The organism is Crocosphaera watsonii WH 8501 (assembly GCF_000167195.1).
GTDB classification, from domain to species: Bacteria; Cyanobacteriota; Cyanobacteriia; order Cyanobacteriales; family Microcystaceae; genus Crocosphaera; species Crocosphaera watsonii.
Map to the genome: position 1 here is coordinate 53,485 of NZ_AADV02000004.1, position 17,336 is coordinate 70,820.

Consider the following 17,336-nt stretch of genomic DNA (forward strand, 5'->3'; position numbering starts at 1 on the left):
TTTTTAAAGAGAATACTAGAGATGAAAATAGAAACTCTTGACTTAAACACACTCTACGAACAGGAATATGATCAATGGTTGGAGGAAACAGTAAAAATTTTAAAAAATCGTCAATTAGACCAATTAGATTATGATAATTTAATTGAGGAATTAGAAACATTGAGACGTTCTGAAAAAAATGCGGTAAAAAGTTTACTTTTACAGGTGATTATTCATCTTTTATTGCTCCAATTTTGGACAGAAGAAAAAGAAAGAAACTCTAACCATTGGTCAGCAGAAATTATAACTTTTCGAGTTCAGTTAGAAGATCGCTTAACAACTAATCTTAGAAATTATTTAAGGAGTGAATTAGACAAAATTTATCAAAATGCTTGTTTAATTGTCAATAAAAAAGTACAGTTAACTAATTTACCCGATAGATGTCCTTATTCTTTAGAAGAATTATTACAAAAAGATTGGTTTCCAGAATAGATATTTTAAGTTAATTTATGGCATTTTTGGACTTATGAGGTACACCATACTGGACTTTCTCAACTAAAATGAGGCAATAGGAATGTGAGCATCTTGCTCACTAGCTGCAAAAATAGCAAGAATACTGTTTAATTTTCCTCCAAAATTTGCATAATTTTCTGTTCAAGGTGAGGAATTTCATTAATAACAGCATCCCAAACAATGTCATAGTCAACACCAAAATAATTATGGATTAATTTATCTCGCATTCCTGCTATCTTTCGCCATTCAATTTCTGGATAATCAGTCCGAAAATTAGGGGGTAACTGTTTGACAGCTTCTCCAATAATTTCAAGACTTCTAACCCAAGCTCGTTTTAAGGTTTGATCATTGATAAAATCTTTCTTATTTAAACCTTGAGAGGTTGTAATTAAGTAATTAGTTTCATCAAGAATATGTCTTAAATAATCACTCGAAGATGGGGACATATTCAACCTCTTGTAAGATTTCTTTACCGAGATAAGGACTTAATGATTCAGTGGTAATTAAATCAACTTTTCGTTCTAATAAATCTTCAAGAAAAATTGATAAACTCATAAAGTTATCGAAGGTTTTTAAATGAGGATGAAATGTGACCAATACATCAACATCACTATGTTGATTAACTTGCGCTTTGATAAATGAACCAAATAACCCTAAACGGTACACTCCAAACTCTTGAAAGCGTTCTTGATTTTGTTTAATTAAGGTGATTATATCCTGTTTTGTGTTAACCTTCATTTTCGTCATAATCCTAAATAATTTTTTTAGAAAACATTTCTGGGTATTCTGTATCCCAACGTACTGGAGAAGATACATTTCTTAACGTATTCCAACCTAAAGCATTTCTCTTTAATTCCAGATTGATCATCACCTACTAATAAAACTGACCAACTCATAATACAATTAATAACTGATAGGTTATGATAGCCAAATTATGATCGAACTGACACCCGCAGCCATCAAAGAAATAAAACGAATGCAAAATAGTCGTCAACAACCCGATAGTTACTTTCGTTTAGGAGTTAAACCAGGAGGTTGTGATGGACTGTATTATACCTTTGACTTATGTTATACCAAAGAAAACAGCGATCGCCTTCACACCATAGAAGACATTTCCCTACTCATAGATGAACAAAGTTTAAACTATTTATCAGACTTGCGCTTAGACTACGCAGAAGACTTGATGGGAGGAGGGTTTCGCTTCCATAACTCCTTAATTACTACCTCCTGTCGTTGCGGTTTATCCTTTACAATCAACAAAACATCAAACCTGTAGCAGTTAACCTTGACAGGGCATAGGATATATTGGTATGATGGCAATTTGTGAGCGATTTTATTAAACTAAAAATTGCAGCAGCTTTGTTATATGAGAAATTATGCCAACTATTCAACAATTAATTAGGAGTGAACGCTCCAAAGCGAAAAAGAAAACGAAATCTCCTGCCCTGAAGCAGTGTCCCCAACGTCGGGGTGTATGCACTAGAGTATATACCACCACCCCTAAAAAACCCAACTCCGCCCTAAGAAAAGTGGCCAGGGTTCGCTTAACATCAGGGTTTGAAGTAACAGCTTATATTCCTGGTATTGGTCATAACCTACAAGAACACTCTGTGGTTTTAATTCGCGGAGGAAGGGTAAAAGATTTACCTGGGGTGCGTTATCATATTATTCGGGGAACCCTGGATGCTCAAGGGGTAAAAGACCGTAAACAGGGTCGTTCTAAGTATGGAACCAAGAAACCTAAAGGGTAAAATAAGCACTCTTTGAATTAGCAATACTGAACCTTGAAAACCATAAATAACCTCATGGTTGTTCGATAAAGAAAATCGTAATGTCAACTTAGTTCAAAGGAACAAACCACTATGTCTCGCCGAGGAAATATCAAAAGAAAGCCCGTTCCCCCCGATCCCATTTATAATAGTTGTTTATTAAACATGACCATCCGTCGGGTCATGAAAAGCGGTAAAAAATCTCTGGCTGCTGGTATCGTTTATGATGCCATGACTATGATTAAAGAGAGAACCGGAGAAGAGCCTTTAGACGTATTTGAAAAAGCCATTAAAAATTTAACCCCTTTAGTAGAAGTGAAAGCGAGACGGGTTGGTGGTGCAACCTATCAGGTTCCTATGGAGGTTCGTCCATCCAGAGGCACTACCTTGGCATTACGCTGGTTAATTCGCTACTCTCGGATCAGAGGCGGTCGTACCATGGCCGGTAAACTCGCCAACGAAATTATGGACGCAGCCAATGAAACTGGAGCAGCCATGAAAAAACGGGATGAAACCCACCGTATGGCAGACGCTAACAAGGCTTTCGCTCACTACCGCTACTAAATTTTAACCCTAACCCCCAGATTCTTGCTCCTCTAAGGTAAATTTTTCCAAAGAAAAGTATAGAATTGTAAATAGTGTAAACTTATAAACCGCCTCAAACAGAGACAAGGCAAAGCAGTAAGGAGGTAGCTGTGGCTAGGAATATCCCCCTAGAGAGGGTGCGAAATATTGGTATTGCTGCCCACATTGATGCGGGCAAAACAACCACCACAGAGCGCATTCTGTTCTATACAGGAATAGCATACAAACTCGGTGAAGTCCACGAAGGGACAGCAACAATGGACTGGATGGCTCAAGAACAAGAACGGGGCATAACCATTACAGCAGCAGCCATTAGTACCAACTGGCTCGATCACCGCATCAACATCATCGACACCCCAGGTCACGTAGACTTCACCATCGAAGTTGAACGGTCTATGCGTGTGTTAGACGGTGTGATCGCCGTGTTTTGTTCCGTGGGAGGAGTTCAACCCCAGTCAGAAACGGTATGGCGACAAGCAAACCGTTATCACGTGCCTCGCATTGCCTTTGTTAATAAGATGGATCGTACAGGGGCTAATTTTTTCAAAGTTTACCAACAAATCAGCGATCGCCTCAAAGCCAATGCGGTTCCCATCCAGATACCTATCGGCACAGAAAGCGAATTTCGTGGCATTGTTGATTTAGTGAGAATGCGGGCGAAAATTTATCAAGATGATTTAGGACAAAACATCGAAGATACAGAAATTCCTGCCGAATACTTAGAACAGGCCCAGGAATACCGAGCAAAACTCGTCGAAGCTGTAGCAGAAATCGATGAAACCCTCCTAGAGAAATATATGGAAGGGGAAGAAATCACCGAAACAGAAATTAAACAGGGACTACGGAAAGGTACTTTAGATAAAACCATTATTCCCATGTTGTGCGGTTCTGCCTTCAAAAATAAAGGGGTACAACTGCTATTAGACGCAGTAGTTGACTATTTACCCTCACCCCTAGATGTTCCCCCCATCACCGGGTTATTAAAAGATGAAACAGAAGACAGCCGCAAAGCGGACGATAATGAGCCATTTTCTGCCTTAGCCTTTAAAATAGCCTCCGATCCCTACGGTCGTTTAACCTTCATGCGAGTTTATTCTGGAGTCTTAGAAAAAGGCAACTATGTTTACAACGCCACCAAAGACCAAAAAGAGCGTATATCTCGTTTAATTGTCCTGAAATCGAACGATCGCATCGAAGTAGACGAACTGCGGGCCGGAGACTTAGGTGCAGCCATTGGCCTGCGGAATACCATCACCGGGGATACCCTATGTGATGATAAACATCCCATTCTCCTAGAATCTTTATACATCCCAGAACCGGTCATTTCTGTGGCTGTAGAACCCAAAACCAAGCAAGATATGGAAAAACTTTCCAAAGCCTTGCAGGCCCTATCTGATGAAGATCCCACCTTCAAAGTTAGTATTGACCCCGAAACCAATCAAACCGTGATCGCAGGAATGGGGGAACTCCACCTAGAAATTTTGGTGGATCGGATGTTGCGAGAATACAAAGTCCAAGCCAGCGTCGGTAAACCCCAAGTAGCCTACCGTGAAACCATCCGTAAACCCAGCGAAGCAGAAGGCAAATATATTCGTCAAAGCGGAGGGAAAGGTCAATACGGTCATGTGGTGGTCGAACTAGAACCGGNCGAAGCTGGCAGTGGTTTTGAGTTCGTCTCGAAAATTGTTGGGGGGGTAATTCCCAAAGAATTATAGGACCGGCCGAACAAGTTATGAAAGAAGCCTGTGACTCAGGTATTATTGCCGGTTATCCCTTGATTGATGTTAAAGTCAGCTTAGTGGATGGTTCTTTCCATGACGTTGACTCCTCAGAAATGGCCTTTAAGATCGCCGGTTCTATGGCCATTCGAGATGCAGTCAAAAAAGCTTCTCCCATTCTCCTCGAACCCATGATGGAGGTTGAAGTAGAAGTCCCAGAAGACTTCTTAGGCGATGTGATCGGAGACCTCAACTCCCGTCGCGGTAACATCGAAGGGATGAACACGGAAGACGGACTTGCCAAGCTTTCTGCTAACGTCCCACTAGCAGAAATGTTTGGTTATGCGACCGATATTCGGTCAAAAACCCAAGGACGGGGAATCTTCTCCATGGAATTTAGCCATTACGCAGAAGTTCCTCGCAACGTCGCTGAAGCGATCGTCCTTAGAAACACAGGGAACGCCTACATTTACGACAGTGAATGATTAATTATTTAGGAATCAGTGCATAGTTAACCATTGATAGTGGATAATAGACTATGGGTCACTGGTGACTGAAAAAGATCACTGCTTAGAATACAGAAGACAAAAAAAAGGAACAGTTAATTCATGGCACGCGAAAAATTTGAACGGACTAAACCCCACGTTAACATCGGTACTGTTGGTCACGTTGACCACGGTAAAACAACCTTAACCGCTGCTATTACCATGACATTAGCGGCGGCAGGTAAAGCAAAAGCCCGTAATTACGAAGATATTGATGCAGCCCCCGAAGAAAAAGCACGGGGTATCACCATCAACACTGCTCACGTTGAGTACGAAACAGATAACCGTCACTATGCTCACGTTGACTGTCCGGGTCACGCTGACTATGTGAAAAACATGATCACCGGAGCAGCACAGATGGACGGTGGAATCTTAGTAGTATCTGCTGCTGATGGTCCCATGCCCCAAACCCGTGAACACATCCTCTTAGCTAAACAGGTTGGGGTTCCTGGTCTTGTGGTTTTCTTGAACAAAAAAGACCAAGTGGATGATGAAGAACTGCTCGAACTCGTAGAACTCGAAGTAAGAGAACTTCTCAGTGAGTATGATTTTCCTGGGGATGATATTCCTATCGTTTCTGGATCTGCTTTAATGGCAGTGGAAGCTCTCAAAGAGAATCCTAACATCGGTCCAGGAGAGAATGAATGGACAGATCAAATCCTCAAACTGATGGAAAATGTTGATTCCTATATTGCAGAACCTCCACGAGAAGTTGATGAACCTTTATTAATGGCAGTGGAAGACGTATTCTCCATTACTGGACGGGGAACTGTTGCCACCGGACGGATTGAACGGGGTAAAGTGAAAGTGGGCGAAACCGTCGAGATTGTTGGAGTTAGAGAAACTCGTAGTACCACTGTAACTGGGGTGGAAATGTTCCAAAAATCCCTAGACGAAGGATTAGCAGGGGATAACGTTGGTTTACTCTTACGGGGTATTCAAAAAGAAGACATCGAACGGGGAATGGTTATCGCTAAACCCGGTTCTATTACTCCTCATACCAAGTTTGAAGGAGAGGTTTACGTTCTGACTAAGGAAGAAGGGGGTCGTCACACACCTTTCTTCAAGAACTATCGCCCTCAGTTCTATGTACGAACCACCGACGTAACCGGAACCATTGAAGACTACACTGCTGACGATGGTAGTGCCGTAGAAATGGTTATGCCTGGCGATCGCATTAAAATGACTGTACAGTTAATTAATGCTATTGCTGTTGAACAAGGAATGCGTTTTGCGATTCGTGAAGGTGGCCGTACTATCGGTGCAGGTGTTGTTTCTAAGATTCTTGAGTAGGACAACCAAACATTGAATAAGTGACCAGTTAAGGTAAGTTTAACTGGTCACTTAATTTTCTCAAAATATCTATTGCTGTAAATTCTTGAACCTTGACAATTAAACATTATGGCCACTTTAGCACAACAAAAAATCCGCATCCGTTTAAAAGCTTTTGACCGTCGTTTATTAGATACTTCTTGTGAAAAAATTGTCGATACCGCTAACCGTACCGACGCAACGGCCATCGGACCAATACCTTTACCGACAAAAAGACGGATCTATTGTGTTCTGCGATCGCCCCACGTTGATAAAGACTCACGGGAACATTTTGAAACGAGAACCCATAGACGCATTATCGATATTTATCAGCCTTCTTCTAAGACTATTGATGCTTTGATGAAACTTGATCTTCCGGCTGGTGTGGAAATCGAAGTTAAACTATAGTTTGCATAAACTACGCCTACTCCCTACGCTGAAGTAGGCGTTTCTGATTTGACACAGGCAGTAACTTATATGTTACTATTCAAAACTCTTCACAACTGTTCTGAAAGTGAACTTGAACAAGCTGCAAAAAACTCCATGTCCCTATCTGAAACATAACAAGTCATGATCAGAGAAATATTAGACACTGTAGATGTAGAGTGGTGTACACAGAGCATTACTAAAGCACAAAGAATGTATCCATCTTTAAGTATGTTTGGGCTAGGAAAAGGTGATGATTTTTCTACTTCTCAAGAGGCTTTTATCCAAATTAGTAGATGCAGAGAATTTCTTAGGCACTGTCCAAGAACTAAAAATATTAATACAAATCGAAGTTCTTATGGATATAAACACTTAGTAGAAAACTGGCTTTGTCTTTTTCTTAAAAAATATTACTCAGATGATGAAAAATGCCCTAATTTTTATATTAGTAATGGAAGTTTTATAGTAGCAGCTATTGGTGAAAATTTTGATACAAAAAGATATGATCCTAATATGTATTTTAATATTGGCAAAATCCGTGACTTTCCTTTTGCAGAAGAAACTAATTCTTATAAGTGTAAAAGAACCCCTACAAAGTTTCAAATTATAACAGAAACTAATCGTTTTGCTTTTCAAGATCCTCTTGAAGCTTATGAACATCTTTATTGTTTAAATCAATTATCATCAACATAATATAAATTTGAGGATGGATCTCATTGAGGCTAAGCATGATATTTTCATGTTAACTACTGCAAATTTTTTTTCCATAGCGCGATCGCTTATAGCGTTTCTTAGACTTATGAGGTACACCCTACCCTCCTGTAGAGACTTTGCATGCAACGTCTCTACCAAAAACTATGTACCGTTCGGAGCCGCGCTCACGGCGAAGCCTCACGAGTATGAGAAGTGCTATATAGCGTTTCTCGGACTCAATATGTACACCTAATATCGCGCTTCCGAACTCCGAACTCCGAACTCCGAACTCCTAAAACTAGAAAACTGTGTACCTCAAAAGTATGAGAAGTGCTATATAAAACGTAGCTATTGAAATACTTTCCTAACTATTGCAACCATTCTTAAAACCATTAGCCACAACTAAAATGTGTCCCCTTTACCTATGGTGGGGACATTATAGAAAAATTTTTAGGTCAAATATTATGCAGATCGAGGCCAAGTATTCATTCTAACCTGATTTAACTGTTGTATCAGTTCATCTCTTCCCTTTATTTCTTCGATGCGCTGAATAATTCTTCCCTGATTAAACAGAATTAAAGTAGGTAAGTTTTTTAAGCGATAAGTATTAGCTAATTGAAAATTATTGTCAGCATTAATACTAACCACTTCTAGGGGGTTATCCCATTCCTTTTGAATCTTATCGAGAAAGGGATTAATTAATAGACATACCCCACACCACGGGGCCCAGAAGTTGACGAGAACAGGGTTAGGAGACTCTAGAACAACGTGGGAAAAATTGCGATCGTTAACAGACAACATCATTGATTCAGTTGTGTTTATCTTCTTTTTATAAAATACTTTGAACTATACTACATCCATTTACCCTATTCTGGCAATAGAATTTTCGGCACGGGGATCACCAATATCCGCTTTGCTCTTGATTGGGGATCGGGTAGGGTTCAAAATATCAGCTAGGAATATTTACTCATGTTTCAAAATATAAACATAAATCAATTCCGTTCCTAGCTCAATCATAAATCTTTAGTCTGGTTTTGTACAAACTTTTTCGCTGATCATTTCTCCTGCTAGTTTGTGGCCGGACTTATTCCAGTGACCACTCCCCATGATCGTGTTATCAAACCCGTGTAAAAATACTTGGTTTTTATCCGCATGGGATTGAAATAAAGGGGCTAAACTTAGCACTTCAAACCCCTGTTGTTTTCCTAAGTCTGTAATACGTTCTTCGGGGTAAAAGGTATCTTTGACCTCTGCTTGCTTAAAATATTGCTCTCGATAAGCAGCATCAGGATAAACTTGAGCAGGGTTACTTAATGTTACTACCAATAAATCTGAGTTCATGGACTGGGTTTCTAGTTGAATTAATTTAATTAATTCTTCTGTAATATTCCATGCTTCTTGCCAGTTGGGATCGCTATTTTTGTATAGTTCTGGGTTAAAATCTAGATATTGAAGTACATCTTTATTCTCTGTTTCTGTTTGACTACCTAATAACTGACGACGTTTTTTCATCGCCACTCTTGTTTCGTTGACTAATTGCAAAATACGAGAGTTATTGATGGTTGAGAAAATAGCTCTTCTGGTCAAACTATTTCGCCATTGATAGGTTTCTGTTTCCTTAAAAGATAAATCCATAACATATTTACCCTCTTTTTTAAGCAAAAAGGGACTAAATCTATCATCAGGACTTAGGTTTTTGGAGTTATTAATAATATCATTACCAGTGAAAACAGCTAGGACAACTAAATCAGGAGAATATTCACTAACATGATGTTTTAGAGTCATATATTCTTGTGCTGTACCATAGTCCCCCACACCAAAATTAATCACCTCAATATTTTGGTTTTGAAATCTTTGACATTGAGGTAATTTAGTTTCCATTAATGACCAAAAAGTATCCTCTGCATTGACTTGTATTGCTTCAGCGAATGAGTCACCAATAAGAGCAATTCTCAAGGTATTGTCGGGCTTTTCTTTACTATATTCTTTATCCCTCAATCCATCTTTATTAACAGCTATCCAACCTTTTCCTTCGTGTTTCCACCATCCCGATATTCCTGGGATTAAAGCATGGCCACGATGGGGATCAGCTTGATAGAAACTAGGGTAAGCAATACCCATAATTCTCAAGGCAATTTCTCCAACTATTAGAGCAAAAATTGCCCCTCCTAATCCTAATAAAAGATTAGCACTGATTTGTTTAAACTTGTTTGATTTAGGCATAATTTAAAATTTCACTTTTTAATAAAGATTGTTCACTTTCTCGGTCAAAAAGATGTATTTTTTCTTGATTAAAAGACAACCATAATGTCTCCCCTATTTTGACTGATTGCTCTTCCTGGAGACGGACAATAATTTGTGAAGATGTATCTTGCAAAGTCTCTGTAAATAAATAAACTTCATTCCCTAAATTTTCTAATAACTTCACTTTAACTTGTAAATTTTGAGGACTAGAATTCCCTAGAGTAATATGTTCAGGACGAATACCAAATATAGCAGATTTTTTATTATATTCTTTTAAATATTCTTGCCAAGCTGGAGGAATACTCAAGCTAAATTCACGGTGACTAATTTGTAAAGGATAGTCAATGGTAACGGGTAAAAAGTTCATCGGTGGGGTTCCAATAAAACTAGCTACGAAACAGTTAGCAGGATAATGATATAGTTCCAAAGGAGAAGCAACCTGTTGAATTTTACCTTTATTCATAACAGCAATGCGCTCACCCATGGTCATAGCTTCTACTTGATCATGAGTAACATAGACAGTAGTAATGCCGAGTTTACGCTGTAATTGCACAATTTGAGAACGAGTTTCAGCCCTGAGAGTTGCATCCAAATTAGACATAGGTTCATCCATCAAAAAAACTTGAGGATTTCTAGCGATCGCCCGTCCTAAAGCCACCCGTTGTTTTTGACCTCCTGATAAATCTTTTGGCAAGCGGTTTAATAGGGATTCTAACTGTAATAATTGAGCAACTTGATAAACTTTTTGATTAATCCTTGTTTCTATTGCTGAATGATAACGAAATTGCTTAGGAAACGTCTTTGTTAAACCCATTAACCCTTTTTCCAGTCCTGCCGGCAAAACCGACTTATTCCCCTCCTTTAGCCCTTGGTTCATACGACGTAACCCAAAAGCAATATTATCATAAACATTGAGATGGGGATAAAGAGCATAATTTTGGAATACCATAGCAATATCCCGTTGTTTAGGTGGTAAATGAGTAACATTTTCTTCCCCTACAAAAATGTTGCCAGAAGTAGCAGTTTCCAGTCCAGCAATCATCCGTAAAAGGGTACTTTTTCCGCAACCAGAAGGACCCACCAAAACCATAAATTCACCATCGGTTATTTCTAGATCAATATGGTGTAAAACCTTGATCTGATCTCCCTTTGACTTTCCCTCTCCCTGGGGAAAACTTTTATTGATATCCTTTAGAGTAACTTTGGCCACGTTAATACACCAGAATTGTTTGTTTGATATTGTACAGTTTGATTAAGATAAGAAAAAATATATCAAGAAATGTAAGGATTTTCATGGCGGATCAACTTATACGGGCAACAGCAGCAGATGGGGGTATTCGGGCCGTTAGCCTAACATCCACCCGACTCACAGAAGAAGCAAGACAACGGCATAAACTGTCTTATGTGGCAACAGCGGCCTTGGGACGTACCATGTCAGCCGGTTTATTACTGGCTTCTAGCATGAAAAAAGAAGGTTCCCGTGTCAATATTCGCATTAAAGGAAATGGTCCATTGAAAGGGTTATTAGTGGATGCAGGGTTAGACGGAACAGTACGGGGTTATGTTGCCAACCCCAGTATTGAACTACCTCCCAACCACCTCGGGAAGTTAGATGTTGGGGGAGCGGTTGGCCCAGAAGGTTTTATGTATGTGGTGCGAGATATGGGCTATGGTTATCCTTACTCTAGTACCGTAGAGTTGGTGTCAGGAGAAATAGGGGACGATGTAACCCACTATTTAGTCACCTCCGAACAAACCCCCTCAGCGTTATTATTGGGGGTATTTGTGGGGGCAAACGGAGTAACAGCAGCCGGAGGTTTATTGTTACAAGTGATGCCCAAAGCAGCCAGAGATGAGCAGTTAGTAGCCACCTTAGAATCTCGTATTGGTAAGCTTTCGGGGTTTACTCCTTTATTACGACAAGGGAAGACATTACCAGATATTTTAGAAGAGTTATTAGGAGATTTAGGTTTAGTTATTTTTCCTGATGTTCAAATGTTACGGTTTAATTGTCCTTGTTCTTTTAGTAGGGTTTTAGGGGCTTTAAAACTATTAGGAGAAGAAGAATTACAAGACATGATTGAAAAAGACGATGGTGCCGAAGCGACTTGCGAATTTTGTGGAGAAGTTTATCGAGCAGATAGTAATCAATTAGCTCAACTAATCGAAGATTTACGGACAGAATCAGTTTAAGTTTAAGAAAAAATTTTTTAACCCTTCTCAAGCCTGGGAAGGGTTTCGAGTGTTTATAACCCAGATTCCGCACTTCAAAATGTAGTATAAAAAAATACATAGTTTTAAAAAGTCCGAAAATCATACCTGGGCAAGAATATTTCTCTTTTCATTAAATTTTTAGGAAAAATAATCAAATTAAGAAGATTTATACTCATTGAAAACTTAGCAAGACTCAGCACAAACGAAGGAGAGTTTCCTCTTCTCATTTGATATCATTAGACTCTTATTCTTTTATTATTTTTGCTTTATCCAATTCAATTTATAGATAATATCTTTGACAAGATGCAGGTAATAAACTCAATATAAAACGCCTTTCTTCTGTTAAATTGACAATTTGTTTAACTCCGTTTAAAATCACATAATGAATACCTTGAAAACATTGAAATATCCACCTCAAAGTCGGACGCAATGTTACTTTCCCTACTTGATTATTTATTCCTTTTTTGACTCTTTTTAAACAATTTCTTAATTCTCTTTGCCCCAAGTTATAAATCAACAAACACAAAGACATTAAAAATAACATTGTTTCTATTCTTTCTGGTTTTTCAACGAAGAAACTATCAGTAAAAAATAAGGGATCTTTCAAAAATCGAAATCCTCTTTCCGTAGATTGCTGGTTTTTATAAGTTATCAGAATTTCACTAGCTTCTAATTTATTTTCCTCTACTAAGTTAGTTGCTAAAATAAATTTTCCTGCTTCTTTAGTCTTTCTACTTATCTCTTCATCTTTTTTGATGATCAGACTAATCATTTTATAAATCTTTTCCTTTTTTTTCGAGTAAGTTTCAATCAGTTCAAATTCTTTTATTTCCAACAATCTCAATTTTTTATTAATAGCTTTTAATTTATATCGAGCAGCTTGAGGATGTTCAAATTCTTCAGATTGTATTTCTTTAAGAAATTTTTGGGATTTCTTCTCTTCTTGGGAAAGTTGTTTTTCTAGTTTTTCCAAATCACTTTTCTGTCTTTTTTCACTCAAGACTATTAACCAAGTTTGCTTGATTCCACCATAAGTAACAATTTCTTCTTTCCAGGTATAACTTTCTAAATTTAGGTCACTTCTTTTTTCTTTATCTTCATCTTTTACTTCTTCCACCTCTATATTTTGCACTAATTCTTTTGCTTTTTTTATGGTCATTGGAACTCTCGTTATCCATTTTAAATGTTGGATTAGTTGGAGATTTTCTTGACCATATAAAGCACTATCACAAACCATGATACTATCAAACTTTATTTGCTTTTTGAATTCTACTAAAACTTTTCCAAATACAGCTTTATCAGATTCATTTCCATCTCCTACTCTCACAAATAATGGAATATCTCCATCTTGGCTTGTTATTAAATCCAAGACACATTGTTTTAAGTCTGGTCTATGATCCCGAGAATATCCTTTCTTAATAAGAATTGGTCTTTCTTTAATAATTTTTTCTTCTTCCTGTTTCTCTTTATCTTCTTCCCTTTTATATTCTCCATCTAAATGAAATGATGTGGAATCTAAATGGGAGTATTTAAGGTCTATTTTAAATTTTTTAATTACTTCTAAAACTACTTCAATAAAAATATCATTTAGTCCATATTTATATAATTCATCCATTACTCTCCCAATTTTATCATCATTAAGGTAATCAGGTTTAATTCTTTCTCCTAACAATTTCTCAATGGCTTTATCTTGAAAAAACTGACTGAATAAATATAGAGGTCTTGAAACAAATCCTAGTCCATTGATTAAAATAGACTTAACTACTGTACCTGCTGAGATTTTTTCTCTAACATCTATTCCTAATTTATTATTAATTATTTTGACTATTCCTATTTCATCAATTAAACCAGCTACTATCCCTAAATGGTCTAAATTTTTAACTTGTATTTCTTCTAAATAAGACATTTTTCGCTCTTTTTTTACAGAGGAAACAACTTAAGCAATTATCCCACTTTTTTGTCTTCAAGAGCTTAAGCAATTATACTTAATTATTAAACCCAGGCTTGTAGTATTTAATGCTACTTTTTGAAGTGCGGAATCTGGGTTATAAATAATTTGTTTAATTTGATATTTTTCTAAGGATATTTGGGTAAATTCTCGCCTAAAAAAAGATTCATAAGCAACTATGGGAACAGCTAAATAAAGAACGCGGGTAGGTTCACTGATTTCCAAGGCAAGACGATAATTCAAAAACTATCCTAATGCAGCATGGTAATCAGTTAATGGTGAATCACTCAAAAAGCTTTTAATTTCAACAGCGATTTTCTCTTTACCTCGTTCTGCTCCTAATAGTTGTTCTGCACCTAAATCAATTTCAAATTTAGTTCCACCAACATCAAGTCGCAATGGATCATCGGTGATCTTCCACTGCTCTTTTTCTAAGGCGATTCTAACTATAGTATGAAATCTATCTTTAGCTGCCATTTTTCTCTTCTCAGATTTACACTAACCATTCTATAATAAATTTTCAGTTAGAGATTTATTTAAAATATTTTTTAATGCTTGAAATTTGGAAAAATTAATATACTCTTAAAAATATTAGAAAACCAAAATTGATAAATGTTCAATTAAATAATTTTTGGTTCAATCCTTGAAAAAAAGTTTATAATAAGAATTAATCACTCCAAAATTGCCTCATGAGTTGTTATCACACCATTCGCATTCGTCATCGTCAAGTTAATCGAGAATATAACCTAGAAGTGCCTGATGATCGCTACATCCTTCATAGTGCAGAAGCTCAAGGGCATGAACTCCCTTTTTCCTGCCGTAATGGAGCTTGTACCGCTTGTGCTGTACGTATTTTATCAGGAGAAGTTGACCAACCCGAAGCAGTAGGCTTGTCCCCTGAACTGAGAAAAAAAGGTTATGCTCTGTTATGTGTTAGTTATGCTCAATCAGACTTAGAAGTAGAAACCCAAGACGAAGATGAAGTGTATGAACTACAATTTGGACGCTACTTTGGTAAGGGAAAAGTTAAATTAGGATTCCCCATAGACGATGATTAAATCTTCAGAGTTTACAGATTAAAATACCGTAGGGGCTTAATATGATTAAGCCCCAAAAAATTGCTAAAATTCTAGACAGTATTTCCAATTGTTCAATTATGGGGAATAATAAAGATAGCACCCTCAATCCTAAAAATCTTTATGAACTTACCAGATAAAAAAGAATTACAAATATTTCTAGATGTTGCCACAGAAGCAGCCATGACTGCTGGAGTTATTTTAGAGGATTTGGTCGATAAGTTAGAGAAAATTGAAGAAAAAGGTCGTCCAGGGGATCTCGTTACAGAAGCGGATAAAAAAGCCGAAGCTACGGTCTTAAATATCCTAAAAAAGAGAGTATCCAACCATCAAATTTTAGCTGAAGAATCAGGGAAGATAGGAGATAATGATAGTGATTACTTATGGGTGATTGATCCCTTAGATGGAACCACTAACTATGCTCATGGTTATCCTGCTTCAGCGGTTTCTGTGGGTTTATTGTGGCAAGAAAAACCCATTGTAGGTGCAGTATATAATCCTTTTAATAGAGAGTTATTTCGAGGAGCAAAAGGACTAGGGGCTACACTCAATTATCGTCCCATCAAGGTATCACAAACCGACCAGTTAAGCAACAGTTTATTAGTAACAGGGTTTGCTTACGATCGCCGAGAAACCAAAGACACTAACTATCCAGAATTTTGTTATTTAACCCATCTTACTCAAGGAGTGCGGAGAGGGGGATCGGCTTCTTTAGATATTGCCAATGTGGCCTGTGGAAGATTAGACGGTTATTGGGAAAGAGGGTTGAGTCCCTGGGATATAGCAGCAGGAATCATCATTTTAGAGGAAGCAGGGGGCAAAGTGACTGCCTATGATGAAAGTCCCCTAAAATTAGAGTCAGGACGTTTATTAGCTACTAATGGAAAGATTCATCATAGTTTGAGTCAAGCATTGGCAGAAGCATTATCATGGTTAAAAGCGTTTTACGCTTAAAAAAATCAGACTTTTGTGAAACTATGGCTTGACAAATTAACGAACCCCCCAAGAAAATGCTATGATCAGAGGACAGAACCTTGAGCAGTGGAACCTTGTCAAAAACATTAAAGCAGCTTGATATTGATATAATTGAACAAAATATCTATCAACTTGAGCTAAAATGCACTGTTGAAAGCACCACAAAAATGATGTCATAAATCTAAAAACCAACTCTTAAGTTGTACTGTTATATGGCAGAATAATCCTCTGGAAATAGAGAATATAATCTTAAAAATAAGCGACTAAATTTATGTCTTTTCCTATAGAACAAGGACTTTTTAAATATGATATAACCGATCACTATGCTATTTTGGGAGTACCCATTAACGCTGATTCTCGGCAGATTCGTCAGCGATACTTAAAAATAGCTTATATTCTCCATCCTGATACTTTTCATGGTAAGACAGAGCAAGAACAAAAACTAGCTACCAAAATTTTATCAAAGTTAGTTAATCCGGCATACGAAACATTATCAAAAGATCGTTATCGTCAGGAATACAAATTAGTATTATCCCAAATGGGACAAAATTTAGCCGATGAATTAAGCAGTATTACTATCGCCACAGATGAGGCGCAGAAACTTCTACAAACTAGCCAAGATCGAGAATTGACTTATCATAGACTTTTAGGACCTTTAGTTAATCAACAATATGATAACTTAGACGATGTTTTTGTTATTACTGCACAAATTAGTGAATTAAATTTAATTTATTTAATGCTTTCTCAAGGAGAGAAAGTTAAACAAAAAGCAAAACCCAAACCCCAGCCAAAACCTGAACCGAAACCTAAAGCAAAAAAATCCTCACCTTCAAAACAGGAAAAAACTAAAGAAGAAACGAGAAAAAGCGATAATAAATCAGGGATTAAGAATGCCTTAAAACGTGCTGAGCAGGATATGGAACGTAATAATCTTTCTCAGGCAATTGTTGAATTAAGAGAGATTCTCAAACAAGATCCCAATAATGGCAAGTGTCACGGTTTATTAGGGTTAGCTTATCTGAAACAAGAACAATTAACAATGGCTAAAATTCATATTAATAAAGCCAGAAAAGTCAGTCCCCAAGGTCCCATTGTCATTAAAGCAAAACTGGCTTTAGATAAAGTTCTTCCTGAATCCGGGCAGTCAAAATCCTCTGACAAACCACAAGGAAGAGGGTTTTTTGGTTTATTTGGCCGGAAAAAATAAATAATGAATGGATAATTTAGATTTCATTTTTATACTCACTGTAAGTTTTAGTTTTAAAAATCTAGAGATTTTCTATAGAATTTTCATAATTGTAACAGGAGCAAGTTAGCTTAAGATGAAGATGGGTTCAATT

At 37.3% G+C, this 17,336-nt stretch carries 17 protein-coding genes and 2 pseudogenes; 12 read left to right on the forward strand and 7 right to left on the reverse strand.

Features of this window, described 5'->3' with window-relative positions:
• The first annotated feature begins 21 nt into the window (after positions 1 to 21).
• Positions 22 to 471, forward strand: a complete 450-nt coding sequence (locus tag CWATDRAFT_RS08980; RefSeq protein ID WP_007304694.1) for a DUF29 domain-containing protein — start codon at positions 22 to 24, stop codon at positions 469 to 471.
• A gap of 128 nt (positions 472 to 599) precedes the next feature.
• Here CWATDRAFT_RS08980 and CWATDRAFT_RS08985 read toward each other — a convergent pair whose 3' ends face one another.
• Both CWATDRAFT_RS08985 and CWATDRAFT_RS08990 read right to left on the reverse strand, forming a co-directional pair.
• Positions 600 to 938: a HepT-like ribonuclease domain-containing protein gene (locus CWATDRAFT_RS08985; protein WP_007304833.1), complete on the reverse strand. Its 339-nt coding sequence runs from the start codon at positions 936 to 938 to the stop codon at positions 600 to 602.
• A complete protein-coding gene (locus CWATDRAFT_RS08990) occupies positions 919 to 1,239 on the reverse strand; it encodes a nucleotidyltransferase family protein (RefSeq protein ID WP_231585823.1) in 321 nt (106 codons plus the stop codon). The genes CWATDRAFT_RS08985 and CWATDRAFT_RS08990 overlap by 20 nt, the downstream gene beginning before the upstream one ends.
• Before the next feature lie 187 nt (positions 1,240 to 1,426).
• Here CWATDRAFT_RS08990 and CWATDRAFT_RS08995 point away from each other — a divergent pair, with 187 nt between their 5' ends.
• From CWATDRAFT_RS08995 to CWATDRAFT_RS09025, 7 genes and pseudogenes are all read left to right on the forward strand, one after another.
• The gene (locus CWATDRAFT_RS08995; RefSeq protein WP_007304695.1) at positions 1,427 to 1,768 is read left to right on the forward strand and encodes a HesB/IscA family protein; all 342 of its coding nucleotides are present in this window, start codon (positions 1,427 to 1,429) and stop codon (positions 1,766 to 1,768) included.
• A 100-nt stretch (positions 1,769 to 1,868) separates the two neighbouring features.
• A complete protein-coding gene (gene rpsL, locus CWATDRAFT_RS09000; protein WP_007304696.1) occupies positions 1,869 to 2,243 on the forward strand; it encodes a 30S ribosomal protein S12 in 375 nt (124 codons plus the stop codon).
• 111 nt (positions 2,244 to 2,354) lie between these two features.
• Entirely contained in the window at positions 2,355 to 2,825 is a 471-nt protein-coding gene (gene rpsG, locus CWATDRAFT_RS09005; protein WP_007304697.1) for a 30S ribosomal protein S7, read from the forward strand.
• A 131-nt stretch (positions 2,826 to 2,956) separates the two neighbouring features.
• A pseudogene (fusA, locus tag CWATDRAFT_RS09010) lies at positions 2,957 to 5,049 on the forward strand (elongation factor G).
• Between the two features lie 123 nt (positions 5,050 to 5,172).
• Positions 5,173 to 6,402 carry an elongation factor Tu gene (gene tuf / locus CWATDRAFT_RS09015; protein ID WP_007304700.1) on the forward strand — a complete coding sequence of 410 codons (1,230 nt, stop codon included), beginning with the start codon at positions 5,173 to 5,175 and terminating at the stop codon, positions 6,400 to 6,402.
• Between the two features lie 108 nt (positions 6,403 to 6,510).
• Positions 6,511 to 6,828, forward strand: a complete 318-nt coding sequence (rpsJ, locus tag CWATDRAFT_RS09020; protein WP_007304701.1) for a 30S ribosomal protein S10 — start codon at positions 6,511 to 6,513, stop codon at positions 6,826 to 6,828.
• Between the two features lie 231 nt (positions 6,829 to 7,059).
• Positions 7,060 to 7,539: a hypothetical protein gene (locus tag CWATDRAFT_RS09025; protein ID WP_232287053.1), complete on the forward strand. Its 480-nt coding sequence runs from the start codon at positions 7,060 to 7,062 to the stop codon at positions 7,537 to 7,539.
• 462 nt (positions 7,540 to 8,001) lie between these two features.
• Here the strand turns inward: CWATDRAFT_RS09025 and CWATDRAFT_RS09030 are convergent, their stop codons facing one another.
• From CWATDRAFT_RS09030 to CWATDRAFT_RS09040, 3 genes are all read right to left on the reverse strand, one after another.
• Positions 8,002 to 8,343 carry a thioredoxin family protein gene (locus tag CWATDRAFT_RS09030; RefSeq protein ID WP_007304831.1) on the reverse strand — a complete coding sequence of 114 codons (342 nt, stop codon included), beginning with the start codon at positions 8,341 to 8,343 and terminating at the stop codon, positions 8,002 to 8,004.
• Between the two features lie 219 nt (positions 8,344 to 8,562).
• Positions 8,563 to 9,762: an SGNH/GDSL hydrolase family protein gene (locus tag CWATDRAFT_RS09035; RefSeq protein ID WP_007304830.1), complete on the reverse strand. Its 1,200-nt coding sequence runs from the start codon at positions 9,760 to 9,762 to the stop codon at positions 8,563 to 8,565.
• Positions 9,755 to 10,993, reverse strand: a complete 1,239-nt coding sequence (locus CWATDRAFT_RS09040; RefSeq protein ID WP_007304829.1) for an ABC transporter ATP-binding protein — start codon at positions 10,991 to 10,993, stop codon at positions 9,755 to 9,757. Before CWATDRAFT_RS09040 ends, CWATDRAFT_RS09035 begins: the two co-directional genes overlap by 8 nt.
• An 83-nt stretch (positions 10,994 to 11,076) precedes the next feature.
• On the opposite strand from CWATDRAFT_RS09040, the gene hslO reads away from it, so the two are divergent.
• Complete coding sequence (gene hslO / locus CWATDRAFT_RS09045; protein WP_007304703.1) at positions 11,077 to 11,976, forward strand: Hsp33 family molecular chaperone HslO; 900 nt, start codon at positions 11,077 to 11,079, stop codon at positions 11,974 to 11,976.
• Positions 11,977 to 12,277: 301 nt separating this feature from the next.
• Here hslO and CWATDRAFT_RS09050 read toward each other — a convergent pair whose 3' ends face one another.
• Together CWATDRAFT_RS09050 and CWATDRAFT_RS09055 are read right to left on the reverse strand one after the other, a co-directional pair.
• Entirely contained in the window at positions 12,278 to 13,903 is a 1,626-nt protein-coding gene (locus tag CWATDRAFT_RS09050; RefSeq protein ID WP_007304828.1) for an IS1634-like element ISCwa1 family transposase, read from the reverse strand.
• Between the two features lie 57 nt (positions 13,904 to 13,960).
• A pseudogene (locus CWATDRAFT_RS09055) lies at positions 13,961 to 14,422 on the reverse strand (XisH family protein).
• 212 nt (positions 14,423 to 14,634) lie between these two features.
• On the opposite strand from CWATDRAFT_RS09055, the gene CWATDRAFT_RS09060 reads away from it, so the two are divergent.
• From CWATDRAFT_RS09060 to CWATDRAFT_RS09070, 3 genes are all read left to right on the forward strand, one after another.
• Complete coding sequence (locus CWATDRAFT_RS09060) at positions 14,635 to 15,003, forward strand: 2Fe-2S iron-sulfur cluster-binding protein (protein ID WP_007304704.1); 369 nt, start codon at positions 14,635 to 14,637, stop codon at positions 15,001 to 15,003.
• A 141-nt stretch (positions 15,004 to 15,144) separates the two neighbouring features.
• A complete protein-coding gene (locus CWATDRAFT_RS09065) occupies positions 15,145 to 15,975 on the forward strand; it encodes an inositol monophosphatase family protein (protein WP_007304705.1) in 831 nt (276 codons plus the stop codon).
• A gap of 292 nt (positions 15,976 to 16,267) precedes the next feature.
• Positions 16,268 to 17,203, forward strand: coding sequence for a J domain-containing protein (locus CWATDRAFT_RS09070; RefSeq protein WP_007304706.1), 936 nt, complete (start codon positions 16,268 to 16,270; stop codon positions 17,201 to 17,203).
• The last annotated feature ends 133 nt before the right edge of the window (positions 17,204 to 17,336 follow it).

What these genes read in the sequence shown, in the direction of transcription:
- CWATDRAFT_RS08980 (WP_007304694.1), top strand. Translation starts at nt 22, where the DNA reads ATGAAAATAGAAACTCTTGACTTAAACACACTCTACGAACAGGAATAT.
- CWATDRAFT_RS08985 (WP_007304833.1), bottom strand. Translation starts at nt 938, where the DNA reads ATGTCCCCATCTTCGAGTGATTATTTAAGACATATTCTTGATGAAACT.
- CWATDRAFT_RS08990 (WP_231585823.1), bottom strand. Translation starts at nt 1,239, where the DNA reads ATGACGAAAATGAAGGTTAACACAAAACAGGATATAATCACCTTAATT.
- CWATDRAFT_RS08995 (WP_007304695.1), top strand. Translation starts at nt 1,427, where the DNA reads ATGATCGAACTGACACCCGCAGCCATCAAAGAAATAAAACGAATGCAA.
- rpsL (WP_007304696.1), top strand. Translation starts at nt 1,869, where the DNA reads ATGCCAACTATTCAACAATTAATTAGGAGTGAACGCTCCAAAGCGAAA.
- rpsG (WP_007304697.1), top strand. Translation starts at nt 2,355, where the DNA reads ATGTCTCGCCGAGGAAATATCAAAAGAAAGCCCGTTCCCCCCGATCCC.
- tuf (WP_007304700.1), top strand. Translation starts at nt 5,173, where the DNA reads ATGGCACGCGAAAAATTTGAACGGACTAAACCCCACGTTAACATCGGT.
- rpsJ (WP_007304701.1), top strand. Translation starts at nt 6,511, where the DNA reads ATGGCCACTTTAGCACAACAAAAAATCCGCATCCGTTTAAAAGCTTTT.
- CWATDRAFT_RS09025 (WP_232287053.1), top strand. Translation starts at nt 7,060, where the DNA reads ATGTATCCATCTTTAAGTATGTTTGGGCTAGGAAAAGGTGATGATTTT.
- CWATDRAFT_RS09030 (WP_007304831.1), bottom strand. Translation starts at nt 8,343, where the DNA reads ATGATGTTGTCTGTTAACGATCGCAATTTTTCCCACGTTGTTCTAGAG.
- CWATDRAFT_RS09035 (WP_007304830.1), bottom strand. Translation starts at nt 9,762, where the DNA reads ATGCCTAAATCAAACAAGTTTAAACAAATCAGTGCTAATCTTTTATTA.
- hslO (WP_007304703.1), top strand. Translation starts at nt 11,077, where the DNA reads ATGGCGGATCAACTTATACGGGCAACAGCAGCAGATGGGGGTATTCGG.
- CWATDRAFT_RS09050 (WP_007304828.1), bottom strand. Translation starts at nt 13,903, where the DNA reads ATGTCTTATTTAGAAGAAATACAAGTTAAAAATTTAGACCATTTAGGG.
- CWATDRAFT_RS09060 (WP_007304704.1), top strand. Translation starts at nt 14,635, where the DNA reads ATGAGTTGTTATCACACCATTCGCATTCGTCATCGTCAAGTTAATCGA.
- CWATDRAFT_RS09065 (WP_007304705.1), top strand. Translation starts at nt 15,145, where the DNA reads ATGAACTTACCAGATAAAAAAGAATTACAAATATTTCTAGATGTTGCC.
- CWATDRAFT_RS09070 (WP_007304706.1), top strand. Translation starts at nt 16,268, where the DNA reads ATGTCTTTTCCTATAGAACAAGGACTTTTTAAATATGATATAACCGAT.